The sequence below is a fragment of the Kitasatospora sp. NPDC023385 genome, from assembly GCF_055664045.1.
The window spans coordinates 79,514-101,736 of sequence record NZ_JBVOOL010000011.1; the positions used below are offsets into that span (position 1 = coordinate 79,514).

At 73.9% G+C, this 22,223-nt stretch carries 23 protein-coding genes; 12 read left to right on the forward strand and 11 right to left on the reverse strand.

The features are described 5' to 3' along the window. Nucleotides 1-141: 141 nt before the first annotated feature. Nucleotides 142-729, forward strand: coding sequence for a hypothetical protein (locus AC0B61_RS18900; protein ID WP_471741827.1), 588 nt, complete (start codon nucleotides 142-144; stop codon nucleotides 727-729). An 86-nt stretch (nucleotides 730-815) separates the two neighbouring features. Here AC0B61_RS18900 and AC0B61_RS18905 read toward each other — a convergent pair whose 3' ends face one another. Next, a complete protein-coding gene (locus tag AC0B61_RS18905) occupies nucleotides 816-1,226 on the reverse strand; it encodes a VOC family protein (RefSeq protein ID WP_471741828.1) in 411 nt (136 codons plus the stop codon). Nucleotides 1,227-1,309: 83 nt separating this feature from the next. Here AC0B61_RS18905 and AC0B61_RS18910 point away from each other — a divergent pair, with 83 nt between their 5' ends. After that, nucleotides 1,310-1,828 carry a MarR family winged helix-turn-helix transcriptional regulator gene (locus AC0B61_RS18910; RefSeq protein ID WP_471741829.1) on the forward strand — a complete coding sequence of 173 codons (519 nt, stop codon included), beginning with the start codon at nucleotides 1,310-1,312 and terminating at the stop codon, nucleotides 1,826-1,828. A gap of 36 nt (nucleotides 1,829-1,864) precedes the next feature. Here the strand turns inward: AC0B61_RS18910 and AC0B61_RS18915 are convergent, their stop codons facing one another. Continuing rightward, nucleotides 1,865-2,554 (reverse strand): C40 family peptidase, encoded by a 690-nt coding sequence (locus AC0B61_RS18915; RefSeq protein WP_471741830.1) that lies wholly within the window; start codon nucleotides 2,552-2,554, stop codon nucleotides 1,865-1,867. A 199-nt stretch (nucleotides 2,555-2,753) separates the two neighbouring features. Between AC0B61_RS18915 and AC0B61_RS18920 the strand changes: the two genes are divergently transcribed. Beyond that, complete coding sequence (locus AC0B61_RS18920) at nucleotides 2,754-3,158, forward strand: RidA family protein (RefSeq protein WP_471741831.1); 405 nt, start codon at nucleotides 2,754-2,756, stop codon at nucleotides 3,156-3,158. 66 nt (nucleotides 3,159-3,224) lie between these two features. Here AC0B61_RS18920 and AC0B61_RS18925 read toward each other — a convergent pair whose 3' ends face one another. Together AC0B61_RS18925 and AC0B61_RS18930 are read right to left on the reverse strand one after the other, a co-directional pair. Further along, the gene (locus AC0B61_RS18925) at nucleotides 3,225-3,722 is read right to left on the reverse strand and encodes an SRPBCC family protein (protein WP_471741832.1); all 498 of its coding nucleotides are present in this window, start codon (nucleotides 3,720-3,722) and stop codon (nucleotides 3,225-3,227) included. Further along, nucleotides 3,719-4,174, reverse strand: coding sequence for an ArsR/SmtB family transcription factor (locus tag AC0B61_RS18930; RefSeq protein WP_471741833.1), 456 nt, complete (start codon nucleotides 4,172-4,174; stop codon nucleotides 3,719-3,721). The genes AC0B61_RS18925 and AC0B61_RS18930 overlap by 4 nt, the downstream gene beginning before the upstream one ends. 359 nt (nucleotides 4,175-4,533) lie before the next feature. Between AC0B61_RS18930 and AC0B61_RS18935 the strand changes: the two genes are divergently transcribed. The 4 genes from AC0B61_RS18935 (at nucleotide 4,534) to AC0B61_RS18950 (ending at nucleotide 8,741) form a co-directional block, all read left to right on the forward strand. Continuing rightward, the gene (locus AC0B61_RS18935; RefSeq protein WP_471741834.1) at nucleotides 4,534-5,289 is read left to right on the forward strand and encodes a ScbR family autoregulator-binding transcription factor; all 756 of its coding nucleotides are present in this window, start codon (nucleotides 4,534-4,536) and stop codon (nucleotides 5,287-5,289) included. Between the two features lie 289 nt (nucleotides 5,290-5,578). Next, nucleotides 5,579-6,472 carry an AfsR/SARP family transcriptional regulator gene (locus AC0B61_RS18940; RefSeq protein WP_471741835.1) on the forward strand — a complete coding sequence of 298 codons (894 nt, stop codon included), beginning with the start codon at nucleotides 5,579-5,581 and terminating at the stop codon, nucleotides 6,470-6,472. Between the two features lie 88 nt (nucleotides 6,473-6,560). Further along, nucleotides 6,561-7,382 (forward strand): TetR family transcriptional regulator, encoded by an 822-nt coding sequence (locus AC0B61_RS18945; protein WP_471741836.1) that lies wholly within the window; start codon nucleotides 6,561-6,563, stop codon nucleotides 7,380-7,382. 567 nt (nucleotides 7,383-7,949) lie between these two features. Then, nucleotides 7,950-8,741 carry a putative protein N(5)-glutamine methyltransferase gene (locus AC0B61_RS18950; protein WP_471741837.1) on the forward strand — a complete coding sequence of 264 codons (792 nt, stop codon included), beginning with the start codon at nucleotides 7,950-7,952 and terminating at the stop codon, nucleotides 8,739-8,741. Between the two features lie 86 nt (nucleotides 8,742-8,827). On the opposite strand, the gene AC0B61_RS18955 is transcribed toward AC0B61_RS18950, so the two are convergent. Then, the gene (locus AC0B61_RS18955; RefSeq protein ID WP_471741838.1) at nucleotides 8,828-9,256 is read right to left on the reverse strand and encodes a PPOX class F420-dependent oxidoreductase; all 429 of its coding nucleotides are present in this window, start codon (nucleotides 9,254-9,256) and stop codon (nucleotides 8,828-8,830) included. A 214-nt stretch (nucleotides 9,257-9,470) separates the two neighbouring features. On the opposite strand from AC0B61_RS18955, the gene AC0B61_RS18960 reads away from it, so the two are divergent. Together AC0B61_RS18960 and AC0B61_RS18965 are read left to right on the forward strand one after the other, a co-directional pair. Further along, nucleotides 9,471-9,653: a hypothetical protein gene (locus AC0B61_RS18960; RefSeq protein ID WP_471741839.1), complete on the forward strand. Its 183-nt coding sequence runs from the start codon at nucleotides 9,471-9,473 to the stop codon at nucleotides 9,651-9,653. A gap of 89 nt (nucleotides 9,654-9,742) precedes the next feature. Further along, nucleotides 9,743-10,246, forward strand: a complete 504-nt coding sequence (locus tag AC0B61_RS18965) for a DinB family protein (RefSeq protein WP_471741840.1) — start codon at nucleotides 9,743-9,745, stop codon at nucleotides 10,244-10,246. Between the two features lie 176 nt (nucleotides 10,247-10,422). On the opposite strand, the gene AC0B61_RS18970 is transcribed toward AC0B61_RS18965, so the two are convergent. From AC0B61_RS18970 to AC0B61_RS18990, 5 genes are all read right to left on the reverse strand, one after another. Next, a complete protein-coding gene (locus AC0B61_RS18970; protein WP_471741841.1) occupies nucleotides 10,423-10,974 on the reverse strand; it encodes a GNAT family N-acetyltransferase in 552 nt (183 codons plus the stop codon). A gap of 97 nt (nucleotides 10,975-11,071) precedes the next feature. Beyond that, entirely contained in the window at nucleotides 11,072-12,352 is a 1,281-nt protein-coding gene (locus AC0B61_RS18975) for an MFS transporter (RefSeq protein WP_471741842.1), read from the reverse strand. Between the two features lie 124 nt (nucleotides 12,353-12,476). Beyond that, on the reverse strand, nucleotides 12,477-13,070 hold the full coding sequence (locus AC0B61_RS18980; RefSeq protein ID WP_471741843.1) for an ArsR/SmtB family transcription factor: 594 nt from the start codon (nucleotides 13,068-13,070) through the stop codon (nucleotides 12,477-12,479). A gap of 92 nt (nucleotides 13,071-13,162) precedes the next feature. Then, nucleotides 13,163-16,126: an RNA repair domain-containing protein gene (locus AC0B61_RS18985; RefSeq protein ID WP_471741844.1), complete on the reverse strand. Its 2,964-nt coding sequence runs from the start codon at nucleotides 16,124-16,126 to the stop codon at nucleotides 13,163-13,165. Beyond that, nucleotides 16,126-17,901: an RNA ligase family protein gene (locus AC0B61_RS18990; protein ID WP_471741845.1), complete on the reverse strand. Its 1,776-nt coding sequence runs from the start codon at nucleotides 17,899-17,901 to the stop codon at nucleotides 16,126-16,128. The genes AC0B61_RS18985 and AC0B61_RS18990 overlap by 1 nt, the downstream gene beginning before the upstream one ends. 302 nt (nucleotides 17,902-18,203) lie before the next feature. Here AC0B61_RS18990 and AC0B61_RS18995 point away from each other — a divergent pair, with 302 nt between their 5' ends. The 3 genes from AC0B61_RS18995 to AC0B61_RS19005 all read left to right on the forward strand — a co-directional run bounded on the left by AC0B61_RS18995 (nucleotide 18,204) and on the right by AC0B61_RS19005 (nucleotide 21,097). After that, nucleotides 18,204-19,361 carry a carboxylate-amine ligase gene (locus tag AC0B61_RS18995; protein ID WP_471741846.1) on the forward strand — a complete coding sequence of 386 codons (1,158 nt, stop codon included), beginning with the start codon at nucleotides 18,204-18,206 and terminating at the stop codon, nucleotides 19,359-19,361. Between the two features lie 158 nt (nucleotides 19,362-19,519). Continuing rightward, on the forward strand, nucleotides 19,520-20,356 hold the full coding sequence (locus tag AC0B61_RS19000) for a 2OG-Fe dioxygenase family protein (RefSeq protein WP_471741847.1): 837 nt from the start codon (nucleotides 19,520-19,522) through the stop codon (nucleotides 20,354-20,356). Between the two features lie 165 nt (nucleotides 20,357-20,521). Further along, a complete protein-coding gene (locus tag AC0B61_RS19005) occupies nucleotides 20,522-21,097 on the forward strand; it encodes a type 1 glutamine amidotransferase domain-containing protein (RefSeq protein WP_471741848.1) in 576 nt (191 codons plus the stop codon). A gap of 202 nt (nucleotides 21,098-21,299) precedes the next feature. Here AC0B61_RS19005 and AC0B61_RS19010 read toward each other — a convergent pair whose 3' ends face one another. Next, nucleotides 21,300-22,049 (reverse strand): FadR/GntR family transcriptional regulator, encoded by a 750-nt coding sequence (locus AC0B61_RS19010; protein ID WP_471741849.1) that lies wholly within the window; start codon nucleotides 22,047-22,049, stop codon nucleotides 21,300-21,302. Nucleotides 22,050-22,223 lie beyond the last annotated feature (174 nt).

Consider the following 22,223-nt stretch of genomic DNA (forward strand, 5'->3'; position numbering starts at 1 on the left):
GGCAATCCGGCGGCATACGTACGACTAGTGCGGTGCGCGGTGTGTCGGCGGCGTCGTGGGCGTCGGCCGCCCGTCGAATGGGCGCGGCGGCCGAGTCGGGGCCGCCGCTGTCCCCACTCGTCCCTGTACCGGAGGTATCCCATGCGCGTCCCACGTATCCCGCGCATCCCGCGCATCCCGCGCATCCCGCACAGACTCGTCGCGCCCGCAGTCGCCGGGTGTCTCGCCCTCGTCGGGGCGGTCGCCGCCGCCCCGGCGGCCCCGGCTGGCTCGGCCCGGCTCCGCCCGCTGCCCGTACCCGACGTCCGGTACTGCGCCGCCGTGCTCGGGCACGTGCCGGGCGCGGACGGTGCCTCGCCCCTCCTCGGCCGCGCCTGCTCGCCGGACTCCCGGGCCGACGCGCTCGCCCTGGCCGACGGCCGGACCCGCACGGCGGAGCAACCGGCCGACCGCACGCTGTTGTTGGAGGAGTACAAGGACGTCAACTACGGCGGCGGCGTCATCTACACGTTCTACGGGGACGCGGGCGGCTGTGACTCGACCGGATACCACCTGGTCAACTACATCGACGTGGCGCTGAGCGTGTCGTCGATGCAGGGGTACAACAACTGCAACACCGTCCACCTCTGGTCGTCGCTCGGTGACGAGGAGGTCCTGGGCTTGCCGGCCGGCTACCTCGGATCGAAGTTCAACGACGCCGTGCGCGAGCTGCAGGTGTACCACAGCTGACGGCTCGCCCGCCGCCCGCCGGGGTGCCGCCCTTGGGTGCTCTCCCAGGCGGGCGGGTGGCGGGCGGCGGGCGTACGCGGGGCGGGTCAGTAGGACTGCAGCTCGACCAAGTGGCCGTCGGGGTCGCGCAGATGGGCGGTGCGCAGGTTCGGTCCCCACTCCGGTCGGTCGGTCGCCGGGACGGCCGGGGTGCCACCGTGGCGCAGACAGAGGTCGAGGGCGGCGTCCACGTCGTCCACCCGGAGGACCAGCATCGCGGCGTCCTGCGCGGGTGCGGTGGGGTGGGCGGGCAGGCCGGTGGTGCCGAGGGTGGCGGCCATCGCGGAGCGGTCGTAGAGCACCAGGACGGCCTGGTCGGCGGCGTCCCAGTTGGCGTACGGGCCCTCGGGCGAGCCCTTGACCAGGGTGGCGCCGGCGAGTGGCGGGAGTATCGCGCGGTAGAAGGCGAAGCAGTCGGCGAAGCGGGTGACGAGCAGGCGGGGGTACAGGGCGTCCACGGTCGAACTCCTGGGTTCGGTCGGCTGGAACCCACGGATGGTGGGTGTCAACCCACTATAGGGATAGACCCTAGAATGCCGCCATGACCTCCGAGACTCCGCCGCCCGCCCCCGACCTCCCGACGCCCGCCCCCGACCTCCCGACGCCCGCCTCCGAGCTCCCGCCGACCCTGCTGGACCTGAGCACCTACCTGCTCTCCCGGGTCGGCAAGACCGCGCGCGGCCGGCTCGCCGAGCAGCTCGGCGGACGCGGCCTGCGGCTCTGGGACATGGCGGTGCTGGCGTCGCTCGCCGACTTCGGCCCCCAGGCCCAGCGCGACCTGGTGCGGCGGCTGGGCATCGACCCGAGCGACCTGGCCAAGGTCGCCGACCAGCTCGCCGCCGCCGGGTACGTCGAGCGCGCCCGGGACCAGGCCGACCGGCGCCGGGTCTCGGTCTCGATCACCGACGCCGGACGGGCGCTGCTCGCCGAACTCGACGGCGCTGCGCGGGCGGTGCAGGACGAGGTGCTCGCGCCGCTGGACCCGGCGGAGCGGCAGTTGTTGCAGCGGCTCCTGCTGCGGGTCCACCAGGGGTTGGGGGAGCGGGGCAGCGGGCTGTGAGCGGGGGCGCCCGCGCCGGGCGTCAGGCGGTGGGCATCAGGCGGTGGGCTGCCCGGGGCGGCGGGCGCCCGCGAACTCGCCAGCCCAGCGCGGGATGTCCAGCACGTGCTCCACCCGGGCGACCAGCGTGCCGGTGCGCTCGGCGTGGATCATCGCGCCGTCCCCGACGTGGATGCCGACGTGGTGCAGGGGCGCGTCCGGGCGGGAGAAGAACAGCAGGTCGCCAGGGGCGAGCGCGTCGCGCGCCACCGGGGCGCTGCGGTTGAACTGCGCGACGGTGTAGTGCCCCAGCTCGACCGTGCCGTGGCTGGCCCGGTACCAGCAGTAGAGCGACAGGCCGCTGCAGTCGAAGCCGACCGTCTTCTCGCCCAGGCACTGGCCGTCGAGGTAGCCGTTCTCGTCGTCGCAGAAGCCCAGGCCCGCACCGAGGCGGTCGCCGCCGCCCCAGGCGTACGGCACGCCGATCTGCGCTGCGGCCACGGCGGCGACCCGGCGGCCCAGCGCGGCGGCGGACGGCGGCGTCGCCGTGGGCGGTGCGGGTGCTGGTGCTGGTGCTGGGGCGGACGCGGGTGCGCCGGTGGTGGTGGCGGTGGGCGTCGCGTGCGCTGCCGGGGCGAGCGTGGGGACGAGGCCCGCCCCGAGCGCGAGGCCGAGCATGCGACGACGTCCGACGCCGGCGGATCCGGCCTCGCAGGCCTGGTCGCGGTCGGGCGGTCGGGGTTCCATGAGGCGGCTCCCGGGGCGGTCGTGGTACGGGTGCGCACCAGGATCCCGTTCCGGTGGGGCCGTCCGCCATCACCCGGAACGGTGAATCGCGCGCGCACGGGCCCTGAAACGGAGCGACGTTCGCCGGTAAATGGTTTGACGATCGTTCAGGCGAGGCCAACGATGGGCGCGAACGTTCGGTCGGACCGTCGGAGGACCCATGAGCAGCGCCGTCAAGCTGATCCGCTCCACGCGGCTCACCCCGGCCGTCGACTACGCCTACGGGGCGCTGGTCGACGCCCCGGCCCGTTCGCTCTGGCTCGCCGGGGCCTGCCCGCTCGACGAGGAGGGCTGGACGGTCGCCGTCGGTGACTACGAGGGGCAGGCCCACCAGGTGATGCGCAACCTGATAACCGTGCTGGAGGAGGCGGGCGCCGGGCTCACCGACCTCGCCCGGACCACCGTGTACGTGGCCTCCGCCGACCAAGCCGACCTGGTGAAGGTGTGGAACGTGTACCGCTCGTACATGGGGGAGCACGACGCGCCCAGCACCCTGCTCGGGGTGACGGTGCTGGGCTACCACGACCAGCTGGTGGAGGTGGAGGCGGTGGCCGTCCTGCCCTGAGCGGCCGGGTGCGCGCGGGCCGGCTGCGATGCGGCGTGCCGCGCGTGGAGTGCGGCGTGCTGTGCGTCAGAGCGTGGCGAGCAGGGCGTCCAGCTTCCGGTATCCCTCGACCACGCCGTGCTCCATGCCGCTGGCCAGGATGGCGTCCCGCGCCGCGAGGCTGTCGACCACCGACAGCACGGTGACGCGGGTGCGGCCCTCCCCGGCGGGTTCGAAGGTCGCGGTGTCCAGCGAGACGCCGTCCGGCACGCCCTCGAACGTGAAGGTCTGGACGAGCCGCGTGGCCGGCCGGACTTCGTGGAAGGAGCCGTAGAAGGCGGCGACCTCCTGGCCCTCGCGGTGCATCGAGTAGCGGTAGCGCCCGCCGGTGCGACCCTCCCAGGCGTCGATCTTCATGTCGAGGTCCTGCGGTCCGAGCCATCGGGCGACCAGCTCGGGCTCGATCCAGGCCCGGAACACCCGCTCCTGCGGGGCGTCGAACTCGCGGACGATCCGGATGGTGGGCAGCTGCGGGTCCGCTTCGATCCGGGTTTCACGGTCGGTGCGGTCGGTGGGGGAGGTCATGACGGGGCTCCTTCGGTGTGCTCGGGTCGGTTGTTGCCTTCGTCGCCTTCGTTGTTTTCGTTGGCTGCGCTGTTTTCGCCTGGGTTGTCTTGATTGCCGTGGTCGACGTGGTCGACGTGGTCGACGTGGTCGTCCGCCAAGCCTGAGAGGAGGACATCCAGGCGGCTGAACCGCTCCTCGGCCTGGCGCCGGTACCGCTCGATCCAGGTCGTCATCAAGTCGAACACCTGCGGTTCCAAGTGGCACGGCCGCCGCTGCCCGTCCCGGCTGCGACTCACCAGCCCGGCATCCTCCAGCACCTTCAGGTGCTTGGAGACGGCCTGCATGGACATCGCATAGGACTCTGCCAACTCACCGACGGACGCGTCCCGTACCGCCAGCCGCGTCACGATGTCGCGCCGCGTCGGATCCGAGAGCGCCACGAACGCCCGGGACAGTTGGTCGACAGCCACCACACACTCCTGCTCATCCTCAACCGATTGGTTGAGAACAACGCTACGCCGCCTCACCCGGATACTCAACCGTTCGGTTGTGGAGGCGGTAGGTGCGCCTTCGGCTGTGCCATTCTTCGGATGGCATAGGAAACCGATCGTTCGGTTTTTCTGATGAAAGGAGCGGTTCGGTGGGCGCCGATGCAGCTTGATCGTGGGACGGATGGTGACGGGAGTTGCGACGAGGCTCGGCGGATTGTGGGTGAGGGGACTGGCCTTGGGGGATTCACCGACCGCGTCTTGTCGGTTGCGGGTGAGGCATAGCTAAGATACGGGGTGTTTGGTTTGCTTTTCCGGCAGCTCAGGGCGGGGTGATTGCGGTGGTACGGCAGGAGCGGGCGCTCCGGACGCGTCGGCTGATCCTGGAGGCGGCGGCGTCGGTGTTCGACGAGTTCGGGTACGAGGGGGCGACCATCGGTGAGGTGGTCTCCCGGGCCGGTGTGACGCGTGGTGCGGTGTATTTCCATTTCGCGTCGAAGCGTGATCTTGCGCAGGGTGTCGTGGAGGAGCAGTTCGCCCAGGACGGAGTTCCCGAACGGAGCTGCAAGCTCCAGGAGTTCGTGGACACCGGGATGGTGGTGGCGCACCTGATGCCGCGTGACCCGCTGCTGAGTGCGGGAGCCCGGCTGTCGCTCGGCCAGGACGTGTTCGACGATCTCGGAGGCGGCGCGATCCCCGGGTGGATCGGTCGGATGGAGGCGCTGCTCGTCGCGGCCGGTGAGCGTGGCGAGCTGCTGCCGCATGTCGTTCCGGCGGACACCGCGTGGCTGATCATCGCCGCGTGGACGGGCGTCCAGATCCAGTCTCAGAAGCTGTGCGGCCGTGCGGACTTGGAACTGCGGGTATCCGGACTTTTCCAGCACCTGATGCCGAGCATCGCGGTGCCGGGAGTGCTCGGTTCGCTGCAGATGGGTCCGGAGCGCGGTGCCCAGGTGGTCGCGGAGGCCGCGGAGGCCGCGGCGACCCGTGCCATAGGGGCGAGCGGTGAGGAACGCGGCGAGCAGCGCGGCGAGGCGACAGTCGGGGCAGCGGTCGAGGCTCCGGTCGCGGCGCCGGCGGGGGCCGGCGTGGGCTGAGTCGACTGACGAGGGCTCAGCGCACCTGCTACCGACCGGGAGATGGGGCGGGCGCGGACGCACTGGCGGCGGCGGGACTCACGGGGGTCCGGCGCCGCCTTTGGTTTGTCTCGGAGCGCGGAACCGTACAGCAGTCGGCCGCGCCAAAAAACAAACAGCACGTTCGGTTTTGTATTGACAAACCGTGCGTCCTGTTTTTCACTGGTGACAGTTGCCCCCAGGGGTGTCGACCCGGGTGCCGGCCGCAGCGGAGAAGCTTGCGGCGTTCCGTGTGATTGGGGTGGTCATCGTGGAAATTCGGGTGCTCGGGGCGTTGGACGTCCGAGTGTGCGGGGTGTCGGTGGTGCCGTCGGCACCGAAGCCGCGCCAGGTGTTGGGGGTGCTGGCGCTCCGTGCGGACCAGGTGGTTCCGGCGGGGGTGTTGGCCGACGAGTTGTGGTCCGGCCACCCGCCACGCAGCGCGCGCACCACCGTGCAGACGTATGTCCTGCAACTGCGCGACCTGATCGACCGGGCGCTCGCCCGGGCCGGCGCGGCGGCGGGGGTGTCCTGCGCCAAGGACGTCCTGGTCACCTCGCCCGGCGGCTACATGCTGAACAGCGGCGGCGGGGTGACGGACGTCCGGGAGTTCGAGCGGCTGGCCGGCATGGGCTACCGGGCGATGGACGCGGAGGACCACCCGCTGGCCGCCCGGCAGTTGGGCGAGGCGCTGGCGCTGTGGCGCGGACCGGCCTTCGCGGACGTCCCAGTCGGCGGCCAACTCGCCGTCGAGGCCAGGCGGTTGGAGGAGACCAGGCTCTGCGCGCTGGACCAGCGGATCGACGCCGACCTGCGGCTGGGTCGCCACCGGGTACTGCTCGCCGAACTCACCGTCCTGATCGACCGCTACCGCACCCACGAGAGCCTGCACGGCCAGTACATGGTCGCCCTCCACCGATCCGGCCGCCGAGGCGAGGCGCTGGAGGCCTACCAGCGACTCCGGAACACCCTGGTGCGGGAGTTGGGCATGGAGCCCTCGGTCGGACTGCGCCGCCTGCAGCGCTCCATCCTGCTCACCGCCCCCGAGCGGGCGGAGCGCGAACCCGCCGCGACTGCGGCTGCGGTTGCCGTTGGGGTTGCCGCTGCGGGGCCGGAGGCCACGGCGGCCCGGCTGGGCAGGGTCGGGCTGAGCCGGGTCGGCTGAGCAGGACGGTCGGTGGCCCCCGGCGTCGACCGGGGGCCACGCGGCTCCGGTCGTAACGTGCTTGTCGTCGTGAGGAGTTGTGGGACGGGTGGTCCAGGAGAGGTCGGAACGGACGCGCGGGCGGCTGGTCGAAGCGGGGGCGGCGCTGTTCGACCGCCGGGGTTACGCCGGTGCCACCCTCGGCGAGATCGCCGCCGCCGCAGGGGTGACGAAGGGGGCGCTCTACTTCCACTTCGCCTCCAAGGAGGAGCTGGCCAGAGCCGTGTTCGCCCAGGCCGAGCGCTCACTGCGGTCGGCCTGCGGCGACCCGCGCGTCTCCTCATCACCGCTCCAGGGGCTGATTGACGCCGGATACTGGCTGGTCGACGCCCTGGGGGCGGACCCGGTGGTCCGGGCGGCGTTCCGCCTCGGCCGTGAGGACGGCGGCTGGCAGACGGAGCCCGGGCGGGGCGAACGGGAACCGGACGAGCCCACGGTCGGTGCAGCCCGAGCGGCGGTCGCTCGGCAGTCGGAATTCCGGCCGGCGGAGCCGAGGCAGCCTGACCCCAGGCCGACGGATCCCGGGCCGACGGATCCCAGGGCGACGGATCTCAGGTCGATGGATCCGCAGTACGCCTTCGCGGGCATGCGCGGCTTCCACAGCGTCTGGGCGGCCGTCGTCCGGGACCTGTTGGCCGGGGCCCGCCGCGCTGGGGAACTGCGCGGCCGCTCGGGCGGCCTCGGCCCGGAGACCCTGGTGGTGACCACCGCCTGTGGCCTGGAGGTGGTGTTCGCCGACGGCTGCCCCGCCGAGGAGCGCGCCCGGCGGGTCGGCGCCCTCTGGGACTGGCTGCTGCCCTGCCTCGTCCCGCCGGGCACCGCCGGCGCCTACCGCACCAGGCCACCGGCCCCGCAGCCGCAGTCCGCCTGAGGGTGTCGGTGGTGCTGCCCGTCTGCCCGTCTGCCCGTCTGCGCGTCATCCGCCGGCACGGCGTACGTTCCGTGGCGGGTAGTGCTCGGCTCGGGGTGGAGCGTGGCCTGGCCTGCGACGGTTCTGCACGCCCTGGCCCCGCGGGTCATCCCTTCCGCACCTGCGGTGTTGGGGAGCTGGACCGGCCTCGCCGTCCGCGTGGCGCGGTGGTGCGAGGGCGCGGGGGGATCGACCGACTCGGCGGTCGGGAGCCCGCCGGGTGCCGCGGGGCCCTGCCCGTTGCCGTCGAGCCCGTTGCTGCCGGGCCCGTTGCCGTCGGGCTCGATGCCGTCAGGGCCCTCCGGCCGTGCGGTAGGGTGGCCGACGCCGAGTATGACCGCGACTCAGGGAGGTGAGACCCATTACCGGAATGTCCGAGCGGGTGCTCCCGGAGCGCGGCCGTGCGGGCGCCTCGCGCGCGTAGCGCGGAGGGCGCGCCGACGCGGTGTCGGCCCTTGCGGGAGCCCTGACGGAGTCGTTCGTTCTTCTTCGTCCGTCTTCCTCCCGTCTTCCCCCGAGGGGTTTCTCTTGCCGGTCTTCTCCTCCGCCACCCTCCGTTCCTCGGTGGTCTCCCGGCTGCGCGCCGCCGGTTGCGTGTTCGCCGAGGACGAGGCGCGCGTCCTGCTCGCCGCCGCCGCCTCGCCCGCCGATCTGGCCGCCATGGTCCGCGCCCGCGCCGACGGACGCCCGCTCGAACACGTCGTCGGCTGGGCCGAGTTCGCCGGTCTGCGGATCGCCGTCGACCCGGGGGTCTTCGTGCCGCGCCGGCGCAGCGAGTTCCTGGCCGCCGCCGCGACCGCGCTGGCCGGCCCGGGCGCGGTCGTCCTCGACCTGTGCTGCGGCAGCGGCGCGCTGGGCGCGGCCGTGGCGGCCGGGGCAGCGCACCCCGTCGAACTGCACGCGGCCGACATCGATCCGACCGCCGTCCGCTGCGCCCGCCGCAACCTGGCCGGGACCGGGGCGCGGGTGTACGAGGGCGACCTGTTCGCCGCCCTGCCCGACGCGCTGCGCGGCCGGGTGGACGTGCTGATCGCCAACGTCCCGTACGTCCCGACCGGCGATCTCGCCCTGCTGCCGCCCGAGGCGCGGCTGCACGAGGCCCGGCCGGCGCTGGACGGCGGCGCGGACGGCCTGGACGTGCTGCGCAGGATGGTCGCGGAGGCGCCGCGGTGGCTCGCGCCGGGCGGGTCGCTGCTGTTCGAGACCAGCGAGCGGCAGGGGCAGACGGCCCTCGCGGTGACCCGGGCGGCCGGGCTGGCGGCGGTGGAGAGCCGGCACGAGGACCTGGACGCCACGGTGGTCACCGCGACGCTGCGCTGACCGGCGCCGGTCAGCGGCGCGGGCCCTACGCTGGCCCAGCGTGGCCCGGCCGCCGCCCCGACGGAGCGGCGGCCGGGCCGGGTGGTTCAGAGGTGGGTGCCGTAGACGTGGTCGACCGGGATGGTGAGGAGGACCCGGCGGTCGGCGACCATCGCCGCGCGGTACTCCGCCCAGTCGGGGTGCTCCCCGGCGGCGCGGCGGTAGTAGTCGACCAGCGCCTCGACTTCGGGGCCGTCGGGGTCGGTGCCCGGGCCGGTGAGGGTGGCGGCGCCCTCGGCGGTGGCCCAGGAGCGTCCGTCCGGCCCGGTCACCTCCAGGCTGACCCGGGGATCCCTGCGCAGGTTGGCCGTCTTGGCCAGTCCGTCCCGGGTGGAGATCAGGATGGCGTTCGCCTCCCGGTCGTAGAACGGCATGACGGGGGAGAGCTGGGGGCGTCCGTCGGTCTTGATGGTGGCGAGCACGCCGAGGCGGCTCTGTGCGAGCAGCGCGTACGGGTCGAAAGGTGTGGCGGTCATGGGACCATCATCTGTCCTCGCACCGGTGTGAAGGCCAAGGCGCGGCAGGCGTGTTGCGCGGCCGGGGTGGTGTGCGGGCGGCGCCCATGGTGGCAGGTGGGGCCGACCTGCGGGGGGATTCGGGAATCCGTCGTGGCGCCCGTGCGGGAGGGCTAGGGTCGGGCCCGGACGCGACGGGACAGTACGTCACGCAGATCTGACGGTCAGTCAGGATATGTACCGTCCGAGCCCAGGGGAACCGCACGGGCTGTGCGGGACGGCGGCGCGGTTCCGCGAGCACCCCGACCACCGCGCGAGGTGGCGTCCGCTGCCGTACATGAACCTCGCGCACGCGGAGTTCATGGCGGGCCTGACCGACCGGGCGGGCGGCGTGTACGGGGACGGGGCGCACCCGTGATCCCGGACGGTCGGCGGCCGCGGCCCTGAGCGGGATCGGTCACCGCTGCGGCGGGCGGGCCTGTCGGTGACGGGTGGTACGGTCCGCGCATGATGAGAAGCGTGCCCTTCACGGGCGAGGAGAAGGAGAGCCTTCACGCGGCGCTGGACCGGCACCGCGAGGTGGTGCTGTGGAAGGTGCAGGGCCTGGACGACGAGCAGTTGCGCCGACCGATGACGCCGTCGGGGACGAACCTGCTGGGGCTGGTGAAGCACCTCGGGGGCGCCGAACTCGGCTGGTTCCGGGAGGCGTTCGGACGGGAGACCGGGCCGCTCCCGTTCGACGTCGACGCCGACGAGACGTCCGACATGCGGGTGGAGCCGCACGAGTCGACGGCGGACGTGCTGGCGTTCTACGCCCGGGCCCGGGCCGGTGCCGACGAGGTGATCCGGGAGCTCGGGCTGGACGACCTCGGGACGTCCTGGTCGGGCAACACCGTCTCGCTGCGCTGGGTGCTCATCCACATGACGACGGAGACCGCGCGGCACGCCGGACACCTGGACATCCTGCGGGAGTTGATCGACGGCGGGACGGGCGACCACCAGCGGAGCTGACCCCGGAGCCCGGGGCCGTACCCGTCGGCGCGGGGGCGCTACGTCCTGTCTGGAGTCCGCATCACGAGTTCGGTAGATCGCCTACGCGCGGAGGCTCGGTTTTGGTAGGCCATCAGTCATGGCGCGAGGCGATCTGACCGATCAGCAGTGGGCCCTGATCGAACCCCGCCTTCCGATCAACCGCAAGAAGCGCGGCAGCGCCGGTGGCCGGCCCACATGCCGAGCCACTGCTCGGCGCCCCAGGCCTCGAACCGCTCTACCTCGGTGAACCCCAGCTTCGCCGCGAGACGCATCGAGCCGACGTTGGCGCTCTGGGTGGTGAGCACCACCGGCTCGCCGGGCAGCGCGCCGGCGAGCCAGTCGAGTGACGCCGCGCACGCCTCGGTGGCGTATCCGAATCCCCACGCCCGCGGCAGGAACAGGTAGCCGAGATCGGCCTTCCCCGCGGCAGCCGGGCGACGGTGCCCCGTTGCTCTCCTGAGCAGGATCTGGCCGATCATCGACCCGTCGAGATCAACGACGAAGCTCCCCGGCCACCGCTCAGGCACCTCGGGCATCTCACGCTCAAGCTCGTCACGCGGCCGGGGGCCGCCGAGGTAGGTGTGCACCTCCGGCGAGGCGAGCAGCTCGATGAACGCCGCACGGTCCCGGACCTCGGGCTCACGGAGCACGAGCCTCGCGGTCCTGATCGGCTCAGGCGGCCAAGCCACAGGTCCCAGATCTTCCATCCGCGCACGCTAACAGGTGGTCAAACCAATCGAACAGGAAACGCTTGACTCCACCTGAATCCGGACTCCAGAGAGGATCTAGGCGGGCGTCGGGACGTCAGCGGGAGCGGGTTTCCCGTTGGCGGCGGGGCAGTTCGGCGCGTCGGACTGGGCCGGAGGTGAGGGCGAAGGCCGCGCCCAGGCAGGAGAGGGCGCCGCAGGCGAGGAAGACGGGAGCGGTGCCCCAGGTGCCGATGGCGGCGCCGACCAGGGGGTAGCTGAGCGGGGCGAGGCCGAGCATGGTGAGCATCATGACGGAGGTGACCCGACCGAGGTAGGCGGGGTCGGCCGTGGTCTGGATGAGGGCGCTGTCCAGGCTGCCGAAGACGCCCGCGCTCAGGCCGAGGAGAGCGGCCAGTACGGCGGCGGTCCACAGGTGCGGGACCAGTGCCAGGGCCGCCGCGCCCACACTGCCGACGAGCAGGGTGCCCGCCATGGTCAGGCCGGCGCGGGGCAGCCGGCCGACGACGGCGAGCAGCGCGGCGCTCGCAGCCGCTCCACCGCCGAAGCAGCTGACGATCCAGCCGTAGCCGGACGGTCCCCAGCCGCGTTCGGCGTTGAGGAGCACCATGCCGACGTTGAGGGTGCCGGTGAGGCCGAGTTCGCAGACGGCGCCGGCGAGGACGAGTGGGCCGATCAGGCGGTGGCGGCGGATGTAGCGCAGCCCGTCGAGGAGGTCCGCGCGGGCGGTGCCGGGGCGGTGCGGGGCTTCGTCCGAGGCTGCATCGAGGGGGCGCAGCCGTACGGTCAGCAGGAGTGGGACGGAGACCGCGAAGAGGAGACCGGCTGCGGCGAAGGCGGCGGCCGGGCCGCCGAGGCCCATGGCCAGGCCGCCGATCGGCGGGCCCGCGATCTGGCCGAGGCGCATCGACAGCGAGCGCAGGCCGGTGACCCGGGCCAGTTGGTCGCGGCTGGTGATCCGGGAGGGGAGGGCGCCGACGGCGGGGACGAACAGCGCGTCCACGGCCCCGAAGACGAGCGCGACCGCGACCAGCAGCCAGAGGGCGGGCGCGGTCAGGGCGATGACGGCGGCCACGGAGAGGATCAGCAGACACCGCAGGGCGTCGCTGCGGAGGATCACCCGCCGAAGGTCGCTGCGGTCGGCCAGCACACCGCCGCCGAGCATCAGCACCGCGCGGGGGAGCGCCCCGGCGGCCATCACCAGACCGACCTCGGTGGGGCCGGCGGCCCGCTGGGCGGACCAGCCGAGGGCGACGAAGTAGACGCTGTCGCCGACCAGGGAGGCGGTGTAGGCGCCGAGCCAGCGCAGCACGTTGGCGTCGCGGTGGGCGGGCGGTGCGGCGGGCTGACGGGGGAGGGTCGTCTCGGCGGCGGCCATGGGGGACTCCGGCGGGTCGGGGACACGCTTCGCCCGGGCGGGGCTCGGCCGGCGCGGTGTCGGGCGGTGGTAGCGGGGCGGCGTGAGCGGCCTTAGCGGCGCCGGTTTGGGGTCGGCGGCGGGGTCAGGGGCGGAAGGGGAACCCGTACAGGTGGACGGACACGTGCTCGCGGCCCTCGGTGTCGCCAGCCGCACCGGCGGCCTTGCCGCGCTCCCGCCAGCGACGCGCGAGGTCCTGCAACTCCTCTCCCATTTCCGCGAGTTCGGCCGGGTTGAGGTCGATCAGCCATTCGGTGCTGAAGGCGGCATCGGTCCACTCGCGGCCCCAGGCGGCGCTCTGGTCCAGGTGCGCGCGGTACTGGGCGGCGCGGGAATCGACCACGGCGCGGGTCACCGCGCCGACGGCGGCGGCGCCTTCGGGCGTGTCGGCGAGGTCGGACTCGCGGAAGCCCCAGCCTTCCTCCGAGGTGACCTGCCACCACCGCTCCCGACCGTCGCTGCTGCGGCCGCTCGCCTCGGCGACGAACCCGTGCTCGGCGAGCTTGCGCAGGTGGTAGCTGACCAGGGACGGCGCCTGGTCGACCTGCTCGGCGAGCTGGGATGCGGTGGCGCTGCCCGCCGCGTAGAGGAGCCGGTAGAGCTGCATCCGCAAGGGGTTGGTGAACGCCTTCAGGCGGGAGAGGTCGGTGATCCGCTCGGGCTCGGGCTGCTGGGGCATGCCCCCAACGGTAGGTCCGAAGGATAAATTGCGCAATAAAAGTTTCGGATCTAGAGGGTGAGGAGTAAGGACGTGAGCGTGACCCGCGAGATTCAGCGGGTCAGGGTGGGGACGGCTCCTCCGTCGGTGTGCTGCACGCGGACGCCGGGAAGGTGGCGGCACCAGGCGGCGGCGACCGGGGTGAGGCGGTCCGCCGTGAGCGGGCTCGGGCCGAGGCCGATGGGGAAGTGGAGGAGGCCGTCGGCGGTCCGGTAGGGGTGGGGCCAGGCGTGGAGGTGGGTGGCGCCCGCGCCCTCCAGTGCGGACAGGAGGGTGCGCAGGCGGCCCCGGGCGAGGCCGGCGGACTCGTCGGGGGCGCTCACCACGGCCCAGGCGGCGTGGCGGCGGTGGAGCGGGGGCGGGGTGAGCAGGGCGGGCCAGGGGCCGCCGTGCTCGGTGGTGAGCTCCCAGGCGCGGTAGAGCTCTTCGGCGAGCAGGTCGCGGGTGTCGGCGCTCACCTGGGTGGTGCAGCTGCGGATCGGCGCGGAGGGGGTGAGAATGGTGACCGGGTCATCATCCTGACGCCTCGTCGGTTCGCCGATGAGGCCGACTGGTTGGCTCCAGTCCCGGCTTGCCCAGGTCTCGGCGAACCGGCGGAAGAGGCCCCCCTCCGCGTCGTCGGTGTCGTCGGTGCCGTGGGTGCCGTGGGTGCCGTGGGTGCCGTGGGTGCCGTCGGTGTCGGTGCCGTGGGTGTCGTCGGCGTCCAGGACGGTGCGTGCGGCGAGTACCGACCAGGCGAGCGACGGCAGTTGGCCGAAGGGCGCGGAGTCCAGTCCGCGCGCGCGGGCCCAGGCCTTGACCTGGCGGGCCAGCCGGACGAACCGGGCGTGCCGGTCGCCGAGCGCCGCCAGGACCGCCTCGGCGTCCGTGACCGCGCTCAGTGCGACGGCCTCCGCCTCGCCCAACTCCGCCCGACGGTCGACCGCTTCGGACGGATCGAGTGAGCCGGTGAACACGACGGCGAGGTCGACGGAAAGGCCGTCCACCTCCAGCCGCAGCCCGGGGACGCGGGCCCCGCGCACGTCGCGCAGCTGTCGGGCGTCGGGCAGTGCGGCTGCCACCCGGGCGCGGACGCCCGGCAGGTCGGCCGGGCCCGGTAGGGCGGCCACCAAGTCCAGGTCGGCGCCGTCCAGTTGGCAGCCCATCCGGCGCGAGCCGACGGTGTGGACCACGCCCTCGGGCAGCGCCCCCACGATGCGCTGCGCCACCGCCCCTGCGGCGGCTGCCCGTCGGGGTGGTTCCGGCCGCGGGGAGACGGTTGCCTCCTCGGGCACCAGGCGCACCTCGCCCGTGCCGAGCGAGACCACCGCGCGCGGCCGCATCGGCTCGGAGCCCCGGCGGGACAGCACCACCAACGCGCCCACCCGGGCCGAAACCCCGCCGAACCGGGCGGCACAGTCGGCGGCCACGCGCTGCGGGTCGGTGCTGCGCCCGAGCGTCAGATGCGGCGTGAAGCCCTCCGCTCGGCCGCGGCAGCGCGGGAAGCGGCGCTCCAGCGCGTGTCGCAGCGCCGCCCAGGGCTCGGCGGAGGCGGCGGCCGGATCGAGCCAGATGGTGGCGTCCTCGCGGTGCCCGAAGGTGTGCACTCCCTCCAGTCGCGCGGTGAACGGGGCCACCTCGGCGGCGGCCGTGCCCAGCAGCGGCAGCGCACGGTCGAACGCCGCCTCCGGGACGAAGCCGAACAGCAGGTTGACGTGCGGCGGCCAGCGGCGCAGCTGCGGGTCGTACGCGGCGCGCAGCTGCTGGATCGGCGGCCGCAGCTCGTCCGGCGGCAGCCAGGCGACGGCGGTGCGGGCGGTGGGCTCGGCCACGAGGAAGTCCAGCGCCTCGCTGTCGTCCGGTCCGCTGCCCCCTCCATCTCCACCTCCGTCTCCGTCGAGGACGAGGTCCACGGCCACGCCGTAGTGGTCGGAGGGGAGCAGCCCGTCGGCGGTCGGCCGGTCGCCGAGCAGTGCGGCGCGGACGATACGGGTGCGGTCGCCGCGGTGCAGGACGCGGTCGATACGGCCCGGGCGGCCGGTCAGGGAGGAGACCGCGGCGAGCGGGTTGGTCCTCGGGTCGAAGGTGGGGGTGTCGTCGGACGGCCCGTGCACCTGCGTCCAGGCGTCCCGCAGGCCGAGTGCGGCGGCCGGGCCGGACGGGCCGGAACGGCCGTCGTTGAAGTCGCCGAGCAGCAGCAGCTCGCCCTCGACGCCGGCCAACCCTTCGGCCAGCCGGGCGAGTTCGGCCTGGCGGCGGGCCGGGCCGTCCGTGGAGTGGTCGCTGCTCAGGTGGACGGCGGCGACGGTCAGCGGCGCGCCCGCGGCCCGTACGGTGATCGCGGTGACGGCCTTGTGCGGGCCCAGCGTGTGCCGGCCGGCCTCCAGGACCGGCAGCCGGCTGAGCAGCAGCAGGCCGTGCTCGTCGACGTCGCGCCCGAGCGGGTCCGTGTCGAGCGTGTACCCGGCGCGGATCCAGGGCGCGGCCAGCAGCAGGGCGACAAGGGCAGGCTCGACCTCCTGCAGGGCGATGACGTCGGCGTCGCAGGCCTCCAGCGCGGCGAGCAGCAGCGGGCGGCGGCGGGCGGTGGCGATCCGGTCGGCGTCGTAGCGGTCCCACAGGGTGTTCCAGGTGACCACGCGCAGGCTGGTGCCGGTCGGGGCGGGGGAGACCGCCGAGGTCGTCGGGGTGACGGCCTGTGCGGGCTCGGGGGCGGCGGCTTGCCAGCCGCCGTCCGGGAGCCAGGTGTGCGGGGTCGTCGCCGTGAAGAAGGGCGACCGGAGGCGGCGCGGGTCGGTGCGGCGGCCTGCTTCGGTGGTGTCGAGCACGTCAACGCCGGAGTCGCGGTCCCAGACCACGACGCCGTCGGCCTCGACCCGGCGCACCCGGTGCCAGGGGATGTCGCCCGAAGCGGCGAACGCCTCCAGCGGGACGCGCTCGGTGCGGTCGTCGCGCTGGCGCACGCCCAGGGTGAACCGGGCCGGGTCGAAGCGGGCGTCCCAGCGGATGCGCTGGCAGATCTGTTCGATGGGGCGCATCAGTCCTCCTCGGCATCGAGCGTGCCCGCCGTGTCCTCCACGGTGCCACCCGGGCCGACGTACCAGGTGCGGTGCGCCTCGCCGGGGTAGGGCGGGCTGAAGCGGTGGAGCTGTGCGGTGAGCACTTCGGTCGGCACCGGGTGGGGCCGTAGGGCGTTGCGGCGCAGCAGTTCGCCCTCGCCGACGACCAGCACCACCTGGGTGACCAGGGCGTCGCGGCGCTGCGCGATGGCGTGGACATGGGAGCGCTGCCGGCGGTTGAGGGAGGTGGCGTCCCAGAGGGCGGCGCCCGGGCTGCCGGCATCAAGGCTGCCGGGGTCAGGGCTGCCGGAGCCGCTGCCGACCGCCCCCGCGAGGGCGGCGTCCAGCCCGGCCAGGCCCTCGCGCAGGACCGCGGCGTTGTCGCGCTGGTCGGCGCGCGAGCCCCGGGCGGTGCGCAGGTCGTCCAGGCTGATCCGGGCGCCGATGCCGGTGAGCCCGGCGGCGAAGGTGCTCTTGCCGCTGCCGGACGGCCCGCACAGGTGGACGAGCCGGGGGAAGCGGCCGTCCCGCCAACGCCAGGCGACCGCGACCGCCTCCTCGACGGTGGAGATCCGGCCGAGCGCGTACGCCTCCCGGGCCTGCGCCCAGCAGCGGTCGGCGGCGTCGCGGTCGAGGCCGGCCAGTGCCTCGCGCAGGCCGGAGCGCAGCCAAGCGAGCGGCGCCTCGTCGAGCAGACCGGCGTCCTCGGCGTGCAGTGCGGACCAGGCGACCTGCTCGCGCTCCGCCGGCCCGGAGGCGGCCACCGCGGCGACGGCGTGCAGGACCCCGAGGTCGGCGGCGCAGGAGAGCCGGACCAGCCCGGCGCGGCGCTCCCCGTCCGGGTACGGCTGCTGCAGGCCGGGGTGCAGCCCGACCAGGTCGGCGACCCGGCGGGCCAGCGGCAGGCCCAGCGGGCCGGCCAGCCGCGGTACCAGCGACTGTCGGTGTCCGGCACGCAGGGCGGTGGCGAGCACCCCGGCCAGCCGGGCGTCCCCGCCGCGGCCGAGCTCGTCCAGCCGGGCCGACACCTCGGCCGGCTCCTCGGGCCGGCAGGTGAGTTCGTCCACCCCCAGAGCGGCGGCCAGGGCGGGGAGTTCGGGCGGCGCGCCGGACCGTACGGCCCACAGCGCGGCGCTCGGGCCGAGCCCGTTCGCCACCACGGCGGCGTGCATCCAGTGGGTGTCGGTGCGCACATGGTGCGGGCGGACCCACTTGGCGACCCGTTCGCCGAACGCGGCCCGGGGGAAGCCCCGCACCGTCCGGACGACGTAGCCCTCCTGCCGGTCGGGGTCCGACTTCAGGGAGCGCAGGGCCCGTTCGTCGTAACGGCCGCGCCACAGCACCCGGGGTGCCGGGATGCCGAGGCGGCGCAGGAAGCGGACGGTGTCGTCCCAGCCCAGGCAGTGGTCCCGGTCCGTCCAGACCGAGAAGCCGTAGAACCAGCTCTCCAGATCGGTGTACGGGATCGAGTGCCGGGCGAACAGGTTCTCGCCGCAGATCCGCCAGCCGTCCGGGATCCGCCCGCCGATCCGGCTCTGCAGGGACTTCACCCAGGCGCGGGAGGGGTGGTGGGCGGAGTCCAGCGACCGGGCGTGCAGGCCGTCGCGGTAGAGGGTGGTGTTCTCCCCGTCGAGCTTCTCGGTGACGACGACCTCGGTGCCGGCCAGCGCGGTGAGGTCCCCGGTCCGTACGTCGTCCGCGGTCGCGCCCGGTGACCAGGGCAGATGCGGAGTCCGGGGGTAGTGCACGCGCATGTCCGGCTCCCGTGAACGTCAGTGATCCGCGGCCACTGTAGGAGCGGCCGCGGAGGGCGGGCCACCGAATAAGCGTCGGGACCGCCGAGGCGGCGTCTCCCGCCTGACCGGCGCCGCGGCCGAGGCACCCGCGGTGCAGGGCGTCGCGGTACGGGCCGAGGGGCAGCGCCTGCGCCGCCTCGGCGCGCGGCCGGGCCGGGGTGCCGAGGAAGTCCGTGCCCGGGTGCGTCCAACGCCCGGGCAGCGGGGCCGGTCCGCGGGCACCGGATGACAGCACGCTCCGGGGGCACGACCCTGGTGATGTGGACGACGGTACTGAGCGGGGTGCGGGGCGCGGGCTGCCGCCGACGGTTGGTGTGGAGGAGGAGTACTTCCTCGTGGACGCGCGCACCCGTGCCGTGGTGCCCGCCGGCCCGCGGCTGGCCACCCGGGCCGGTCAGGTGCTGGGCGAGCTGGTGTCCGGGGAGTTCACGGACTTCCAGGTCGAGGTCCGGACACCGCCGTGCGCCACGATGGACGGATTGTCCGAGTGGCTGACGAGGCTGCGTCGGGAGCTCGCCGCCTGCGCCGCGGCCGAGGACCAGAAGCTGTGCCCCAGCGCGACGCCCGTGCTCGGCGGCGGAGGCGCGGCGCCGGTCGGCGACCATCCCCGGTACCAGGACGGGGTGGAGCTGTTCCGGACGATGGTGGACGACCTCGTCGTCTGCGCCCTGCACGTCCACGTGTGCCTGCCCGATCGCGAGGTGGCGGCGCTGGTCGGCAACCACTTGCGGCCCTGGCTGCCGCTGCTGGTGGAGATGAGCGCCAACTCGCCCTTCCACGCCGGGCGGGACACCGGGTACGCGAGCTGGCGCTCGGTGCTGCGGCTGCGCTTCCCCTCCCTCGGGCCGCCTCCGTGGGTCGAGTCCTTCGACGACTACCGGCGCGTCGCGGCATCGATGGCGGAGGTCGGTGGGAGCTCGTTCGCCGAGCTGCCGTTCTGGGACACCCGACCCCACCCGAGCCTGCCGACGCTGGAGGTGCGGTGCATGGACGTCCCGGCCGAGACCGGCGACTCGGTCGCCCTCGCCGCCATCGTCCGAGGGCTGGTGGTCACCTCGGCCGGCCTGGTGGTGCGCGGCGATCCCGGCCCTCCGATGCGCGGTGAGGTGCTGCGGGGCGCGTACTGGTATGCCACCCGCGACGGCTGGCCGGGCCCGGGAGCGGACGCGCTGAGCGGGCGGGCGCTGCCGGCCCCGGAGCGGGCCGGGCGGCTGGTGGAACACATCGGCGCCGCGTTGGAGGACATGGGAGACCTGGAGCGGGTCACCGCCTTCGTCGAGCGGCTGGCCACCCGGGGCAGCGGTGCCCACCGCCAGCGTGCCGTGCAACGGACGGAAGGCCTGCCCGCCGTCGTGGACGACCTCGCGGACTGCATGCTCCGGTCCGGGCCTCCCTCCGTGCCCCGGGCTCCCGCCTGAGCCCGGGAGTCGATCGCCCGGGCGGCCCCGCGCTCGTCCGGACGGCGGATGCCACGCCGGTGCGGCCGCCCGGGGCATGCCAGCGTGGAAGCACGGCCTGCCAGGGACCGGGAAAAGGACCCGTGCCGGAGACCGGCCGGGAATGCTGGGAGCAGTCGATGGACGACACCGCGAACACCGCGAACACGACCGGCCGGACGGGCGGACTCCAGCCGACCGGGCAGGCCACGAGGATCCGCCGGGACGGTTATGCCCGACTGGGCGCCGCGGACCTGGGCATCGACGCCGGGGCCCTGGCGGCGGACTTCGCCGAGCTCGCCGCTGTCTACCGGGACCTGCCGCGGGATCCCTACGCGCGGGCGACCAACCGGTTCCGCCGCTACTCGCACGCCGTGTACCTGCCGTGGACCGGCGAGCTGTCCTACATCCCCGGCGCGCCTGACGAGGAGTTCGGCACCGTCACCGAGTACTGGCAGGACGAGCACAACCCGGAGTACCCGCGCGTGCTCCGGAGGCTGCCCGACATCCCGTCCGGCCTGCATGACAACCGGCTGCTCGACGCCCTGATCCACGCCGACCTGGGTCACGCCCTGTGGCTGGAGGACCTCCGGCGGGTGCCGGTCTACGTCGGCGTCCACCTGATCGCACTCGGGGTGCGCGACCGGGAGCAGATCGCGGTCTCCTCGCCCGACTGCCTTCACCAGGACGGCGGTTCGCCGGCCACCTTCACCTTCGCCCACCTGATCGGTCGCCGGAACGTCGAGGGCGGCGAGAACGTCATCGCCACGCCGGAGAGCGCTGGGCGGCGGCCCGACGCACTGGCGCCCGAGGCCGTCCATGCCCGCTTCGTCCTGACCGAGCCGCTGGACGGCTACGGCGTGCACGACTGCCGCGTCAGCCACTACGTCGGCCCGGTCCGCCTCGGCGATGACAGCAGCGAGGGCCGCCGCGACATCCTGATCATCGGCATCGCCCCCTACACCGCCGGGCTGTAGCCCGCGCGGACTCCGGCGGGCCGGAGGGTTGCGCCGGGCGGGGGCGGGCAGGCGCACGGTCGGCCGGAGCGCCCCGGCCGCGCAGAGGCGGTCGGCGGGGAGTGTATCGGCCGGGGCTGACCCCCCGGACGCACATCCGCAGGAGATCCACGGACAGGAGGAGACATGACCCAGCAGCACGGCAAGGTCCTGGCGATCGTGACGAACTACGGCGTCGAACAGGACGAACTGCTCGCCCCCGTAAGGCATCTGCGCGAGAACGGCATCCACGTCGACATCGCCGCCCCCGAACGGGGCGAGATCCGCACCCTGGTCGGGGACAAGGATCCCGGCGAGACGGTGACCGCGACACTCGCCCTCGAGGAGGTCGACGCCACCGGCTACGACCTGCTGCTCATCCCGGGTGGCACCGTCAACGCGGACACCCTCAGGCTCCAGCAGCCCGCCGTGGACGCGGTGCTCGCCTTCACCACCTCGGGGCGGCCGGTCGCAGCCATCTGCCACGGCCCCTGGCTGCTGGCTGAGGCCGGCGTCGGTCACGGCAAGCGCCTCACGTCCTACCCGTCCCTGCGCACTGACCTGGTCAACGCCGGTGCCACCTGGGTGGACGAGCCGCTGGTCACGGATGATGCCAATGACTGGCGGCTGGTGACCTCGCGCAACCCCGGCGACCTCGAACAGTTCCTGCGCGGCATCGACGCCGCGCTGCGCACCCGGGTCGAAGCGGCCGCCCGGCGCTGAGGTCCGGCTTCCGGGCGACCGGCGCGCCAGTGGGAGTGCCGGCGCCCGGAGGCTCGGCCGAGCGCCACGGTGAACTCTCCGGATAGCCAGACGGATACCTGGACGGATACCTGGACCGAACCGCCCGTGGAGAGCTGCCGAGGAGCCCTCCACGGGCGGTTCCGGCGCTCGGAGCTGAGTGGCGGAGGGGCCTGACGGCGCTTCAGGCCAGGAAGCCCCGCAGCAGGGCGGCCGTCGCGGCGAGGTGTTCCTCGGTGGCGCGTCGGGCGGCGTCGCCGTCGCCGGAGAGGATCGCCCGGACCATTGCCCGGTGCTGCTCGGCGGCGTGCTCGATGTTCCGGTCCAGCATGGGGATGGCGTTGAGCAGGTCGTTGAGGCGCATCCGGGCACCGGCGATGGCCGTGGCGAGGGTGGGAGAGCCGGTGAGCTCGCCGATGGCGAGGTGGAAGCGCGAGTCCAGCTGGCGGTACTGCTCGGCCGGGGCTCCTTCCAGATCGGTCAGCCGGCTCTCCAGGTGGGCCCGCTGGTCGGCGGAGAGGGGCCGGCGGGCGGCCGCCTCGGCGGCGCCGACCTCCAGCACCTGGCGGTAGGTCAGTGCGTCCTCCAGCGCGCCGCCGAGGTCGCGGGCGGCGCGGCGCAGGTCGGCGACGTCCGGCGCGGGCATCCGGTAGGTGACGAAGGTGCCGCCGTACCGGCCGCGCCGGGATTCGACGCAGCCGGCCTGCTGCAGGGTGCGGAGCGCCTCGCGCAGGGTCTCCCGGCTGACGCCGAGCCGGGTGGCGAGGTCGCGTTCGGCGGGCAGCCGGTCGCCGAGGCCGAAGACGCCGAGCTTGATGGCCTGGAGCAGCTTCTCGACGGTCTCCTCGAAGGCGTTGCCGTTCCGGACCGGGCGGAAGATCGCCCCGGCCTGCCAGTCGAGCCGTGCTCGCTCACGGGTTTCGTCCACGTCCACGTCGGAATCGTACCTACGAACGGGTTTCCGGGACTCGTTCCCTTCCCGCCCTTGACGCGACACCGGCTCAGCCGGAACGATGCTGCTCACCCACCCCAATGGACTGATTCCAGACCATTGAAGAGCCGTCCGACCGTCGAACCCGTCGGGGCGACCGTGCCACGCCGCCGTGGC

What these genes read in the sequence shown, in the direction of transcription:
- AC0B61_RS19005 (WP_471741848.1), top strand. Translation starts at nt 20,522, where the DNA reads ATGACCCAGCAGCACGGCAAGGTCCTGGCGATCGTGACGAACTACGGC.
- AC0B61_RS18975 (WP_471741842.1), bottom strand. Translation starts at nt 12,352, where the DNA reads ATGGCCGCCGCCGAGACGACCCTCCCCCGTCAGCCCGCCGCACCGCCC.
- AC0B61_RS18910 (WP_471741829.1), top strand. Translation starts at nt 1,310, where the DNA reads ATGACCTCCGAGACTCCGCCGCCCGCCCCCGACCTCCCGACGCCCGCC.
- AC0B61_RS18980 (WP_471741843.1), bottom strand. Translation starts at nt 13,070, where the DNA reads ATGCCCCAGCAGCCCGAGCCCGAGCGGATCACCGACCTCTCCCGCCTG.
- AC0B61_RS18900 (WP_471741827.1), top strand. Translation starts at nt 142, where the DNA reads ATGCGCGTCCCACGTATCCCGCGCATCCCGCGCATCCCGCGCATCCCG.
- AC0B61_RS18965 (WP_471741840.1), top strand. Translation starts at nt 9,743, where the DNA reads ATGATGAGAAGCGTGCCCTTCACGGGCGAGGAGAAGGAGAGCCTTCAC.
- AC0B61_RS18970 (WP_471741841.1), bottom strand. Translation starts at nt 10,974, where the DNA reads ATGGAAGATCTGGGACCTGTGGCTTGGCCGCCTGAGCCGATCAGGACC.
- AC0B61_RS18925 (WP_471741832.1), bottom strand. Translation starts at nt 3,722, where the DNA reads ATGACCTCCCCCACCGACCGCACCGACCGTGAAACCCGGATCGAAGCG.
- AC0B61_RS18920 (WP_471741831.1), top strand. Translation starts at nt 2,754, where the DNA reads ATGAGCAGCGCCGTCAAGCTGATCCGCTCCACGCGGCTCACCCCGGCC.
- AC0B61_RS18915 (WP_471741830.1), bottom strand. Translation starts at nt 2,554, where the DNA reads ATGGAACCCCGACCGCCCGACCGCGACCAGGCCTGCGAGGCCGGATCC.
- AC0B61_RS18985 (WP_471741844.1), bottom strand. Translation starts at nt 16,126, where the DNA reads ATGCGCCCCATCGAACAGATCTGCCAGCGCATCCGCTGGGACGCCCGC.
- AC0B61_RS18960 (WP_471741839.1), top strand. Translation starts at nt 9,471, where the DNA reads ATGTACCGTCCGAGCCCAGGGGAACCGCACGGGCTGTGCGGGACGGCG.
- AC0B61_RS18955 (WP_471741838.1), bottom strand. Translation starts at nt 9,256, where the DNA reads ATGACCGCCACACCTTTCGACCCGTACGCGCTGCTCGCACAGAGCCGC.
- AC0B61_RS18990 (WP_471741845.1), bottom strand. Translation starts at nt 17,901, where the DNA reads ATGCGCGTGCACTACCCCCGGACTCCGCATCTGCCCTGGTCACCGGGC.
- AC0B61_RS19000 (WP_471741847.1), top strand. Translation starts at nt 19,520, where the DNA reads ATGGACGACACCGCGAACACCGCGAACACGACCGGCCGGACGGGCGGA.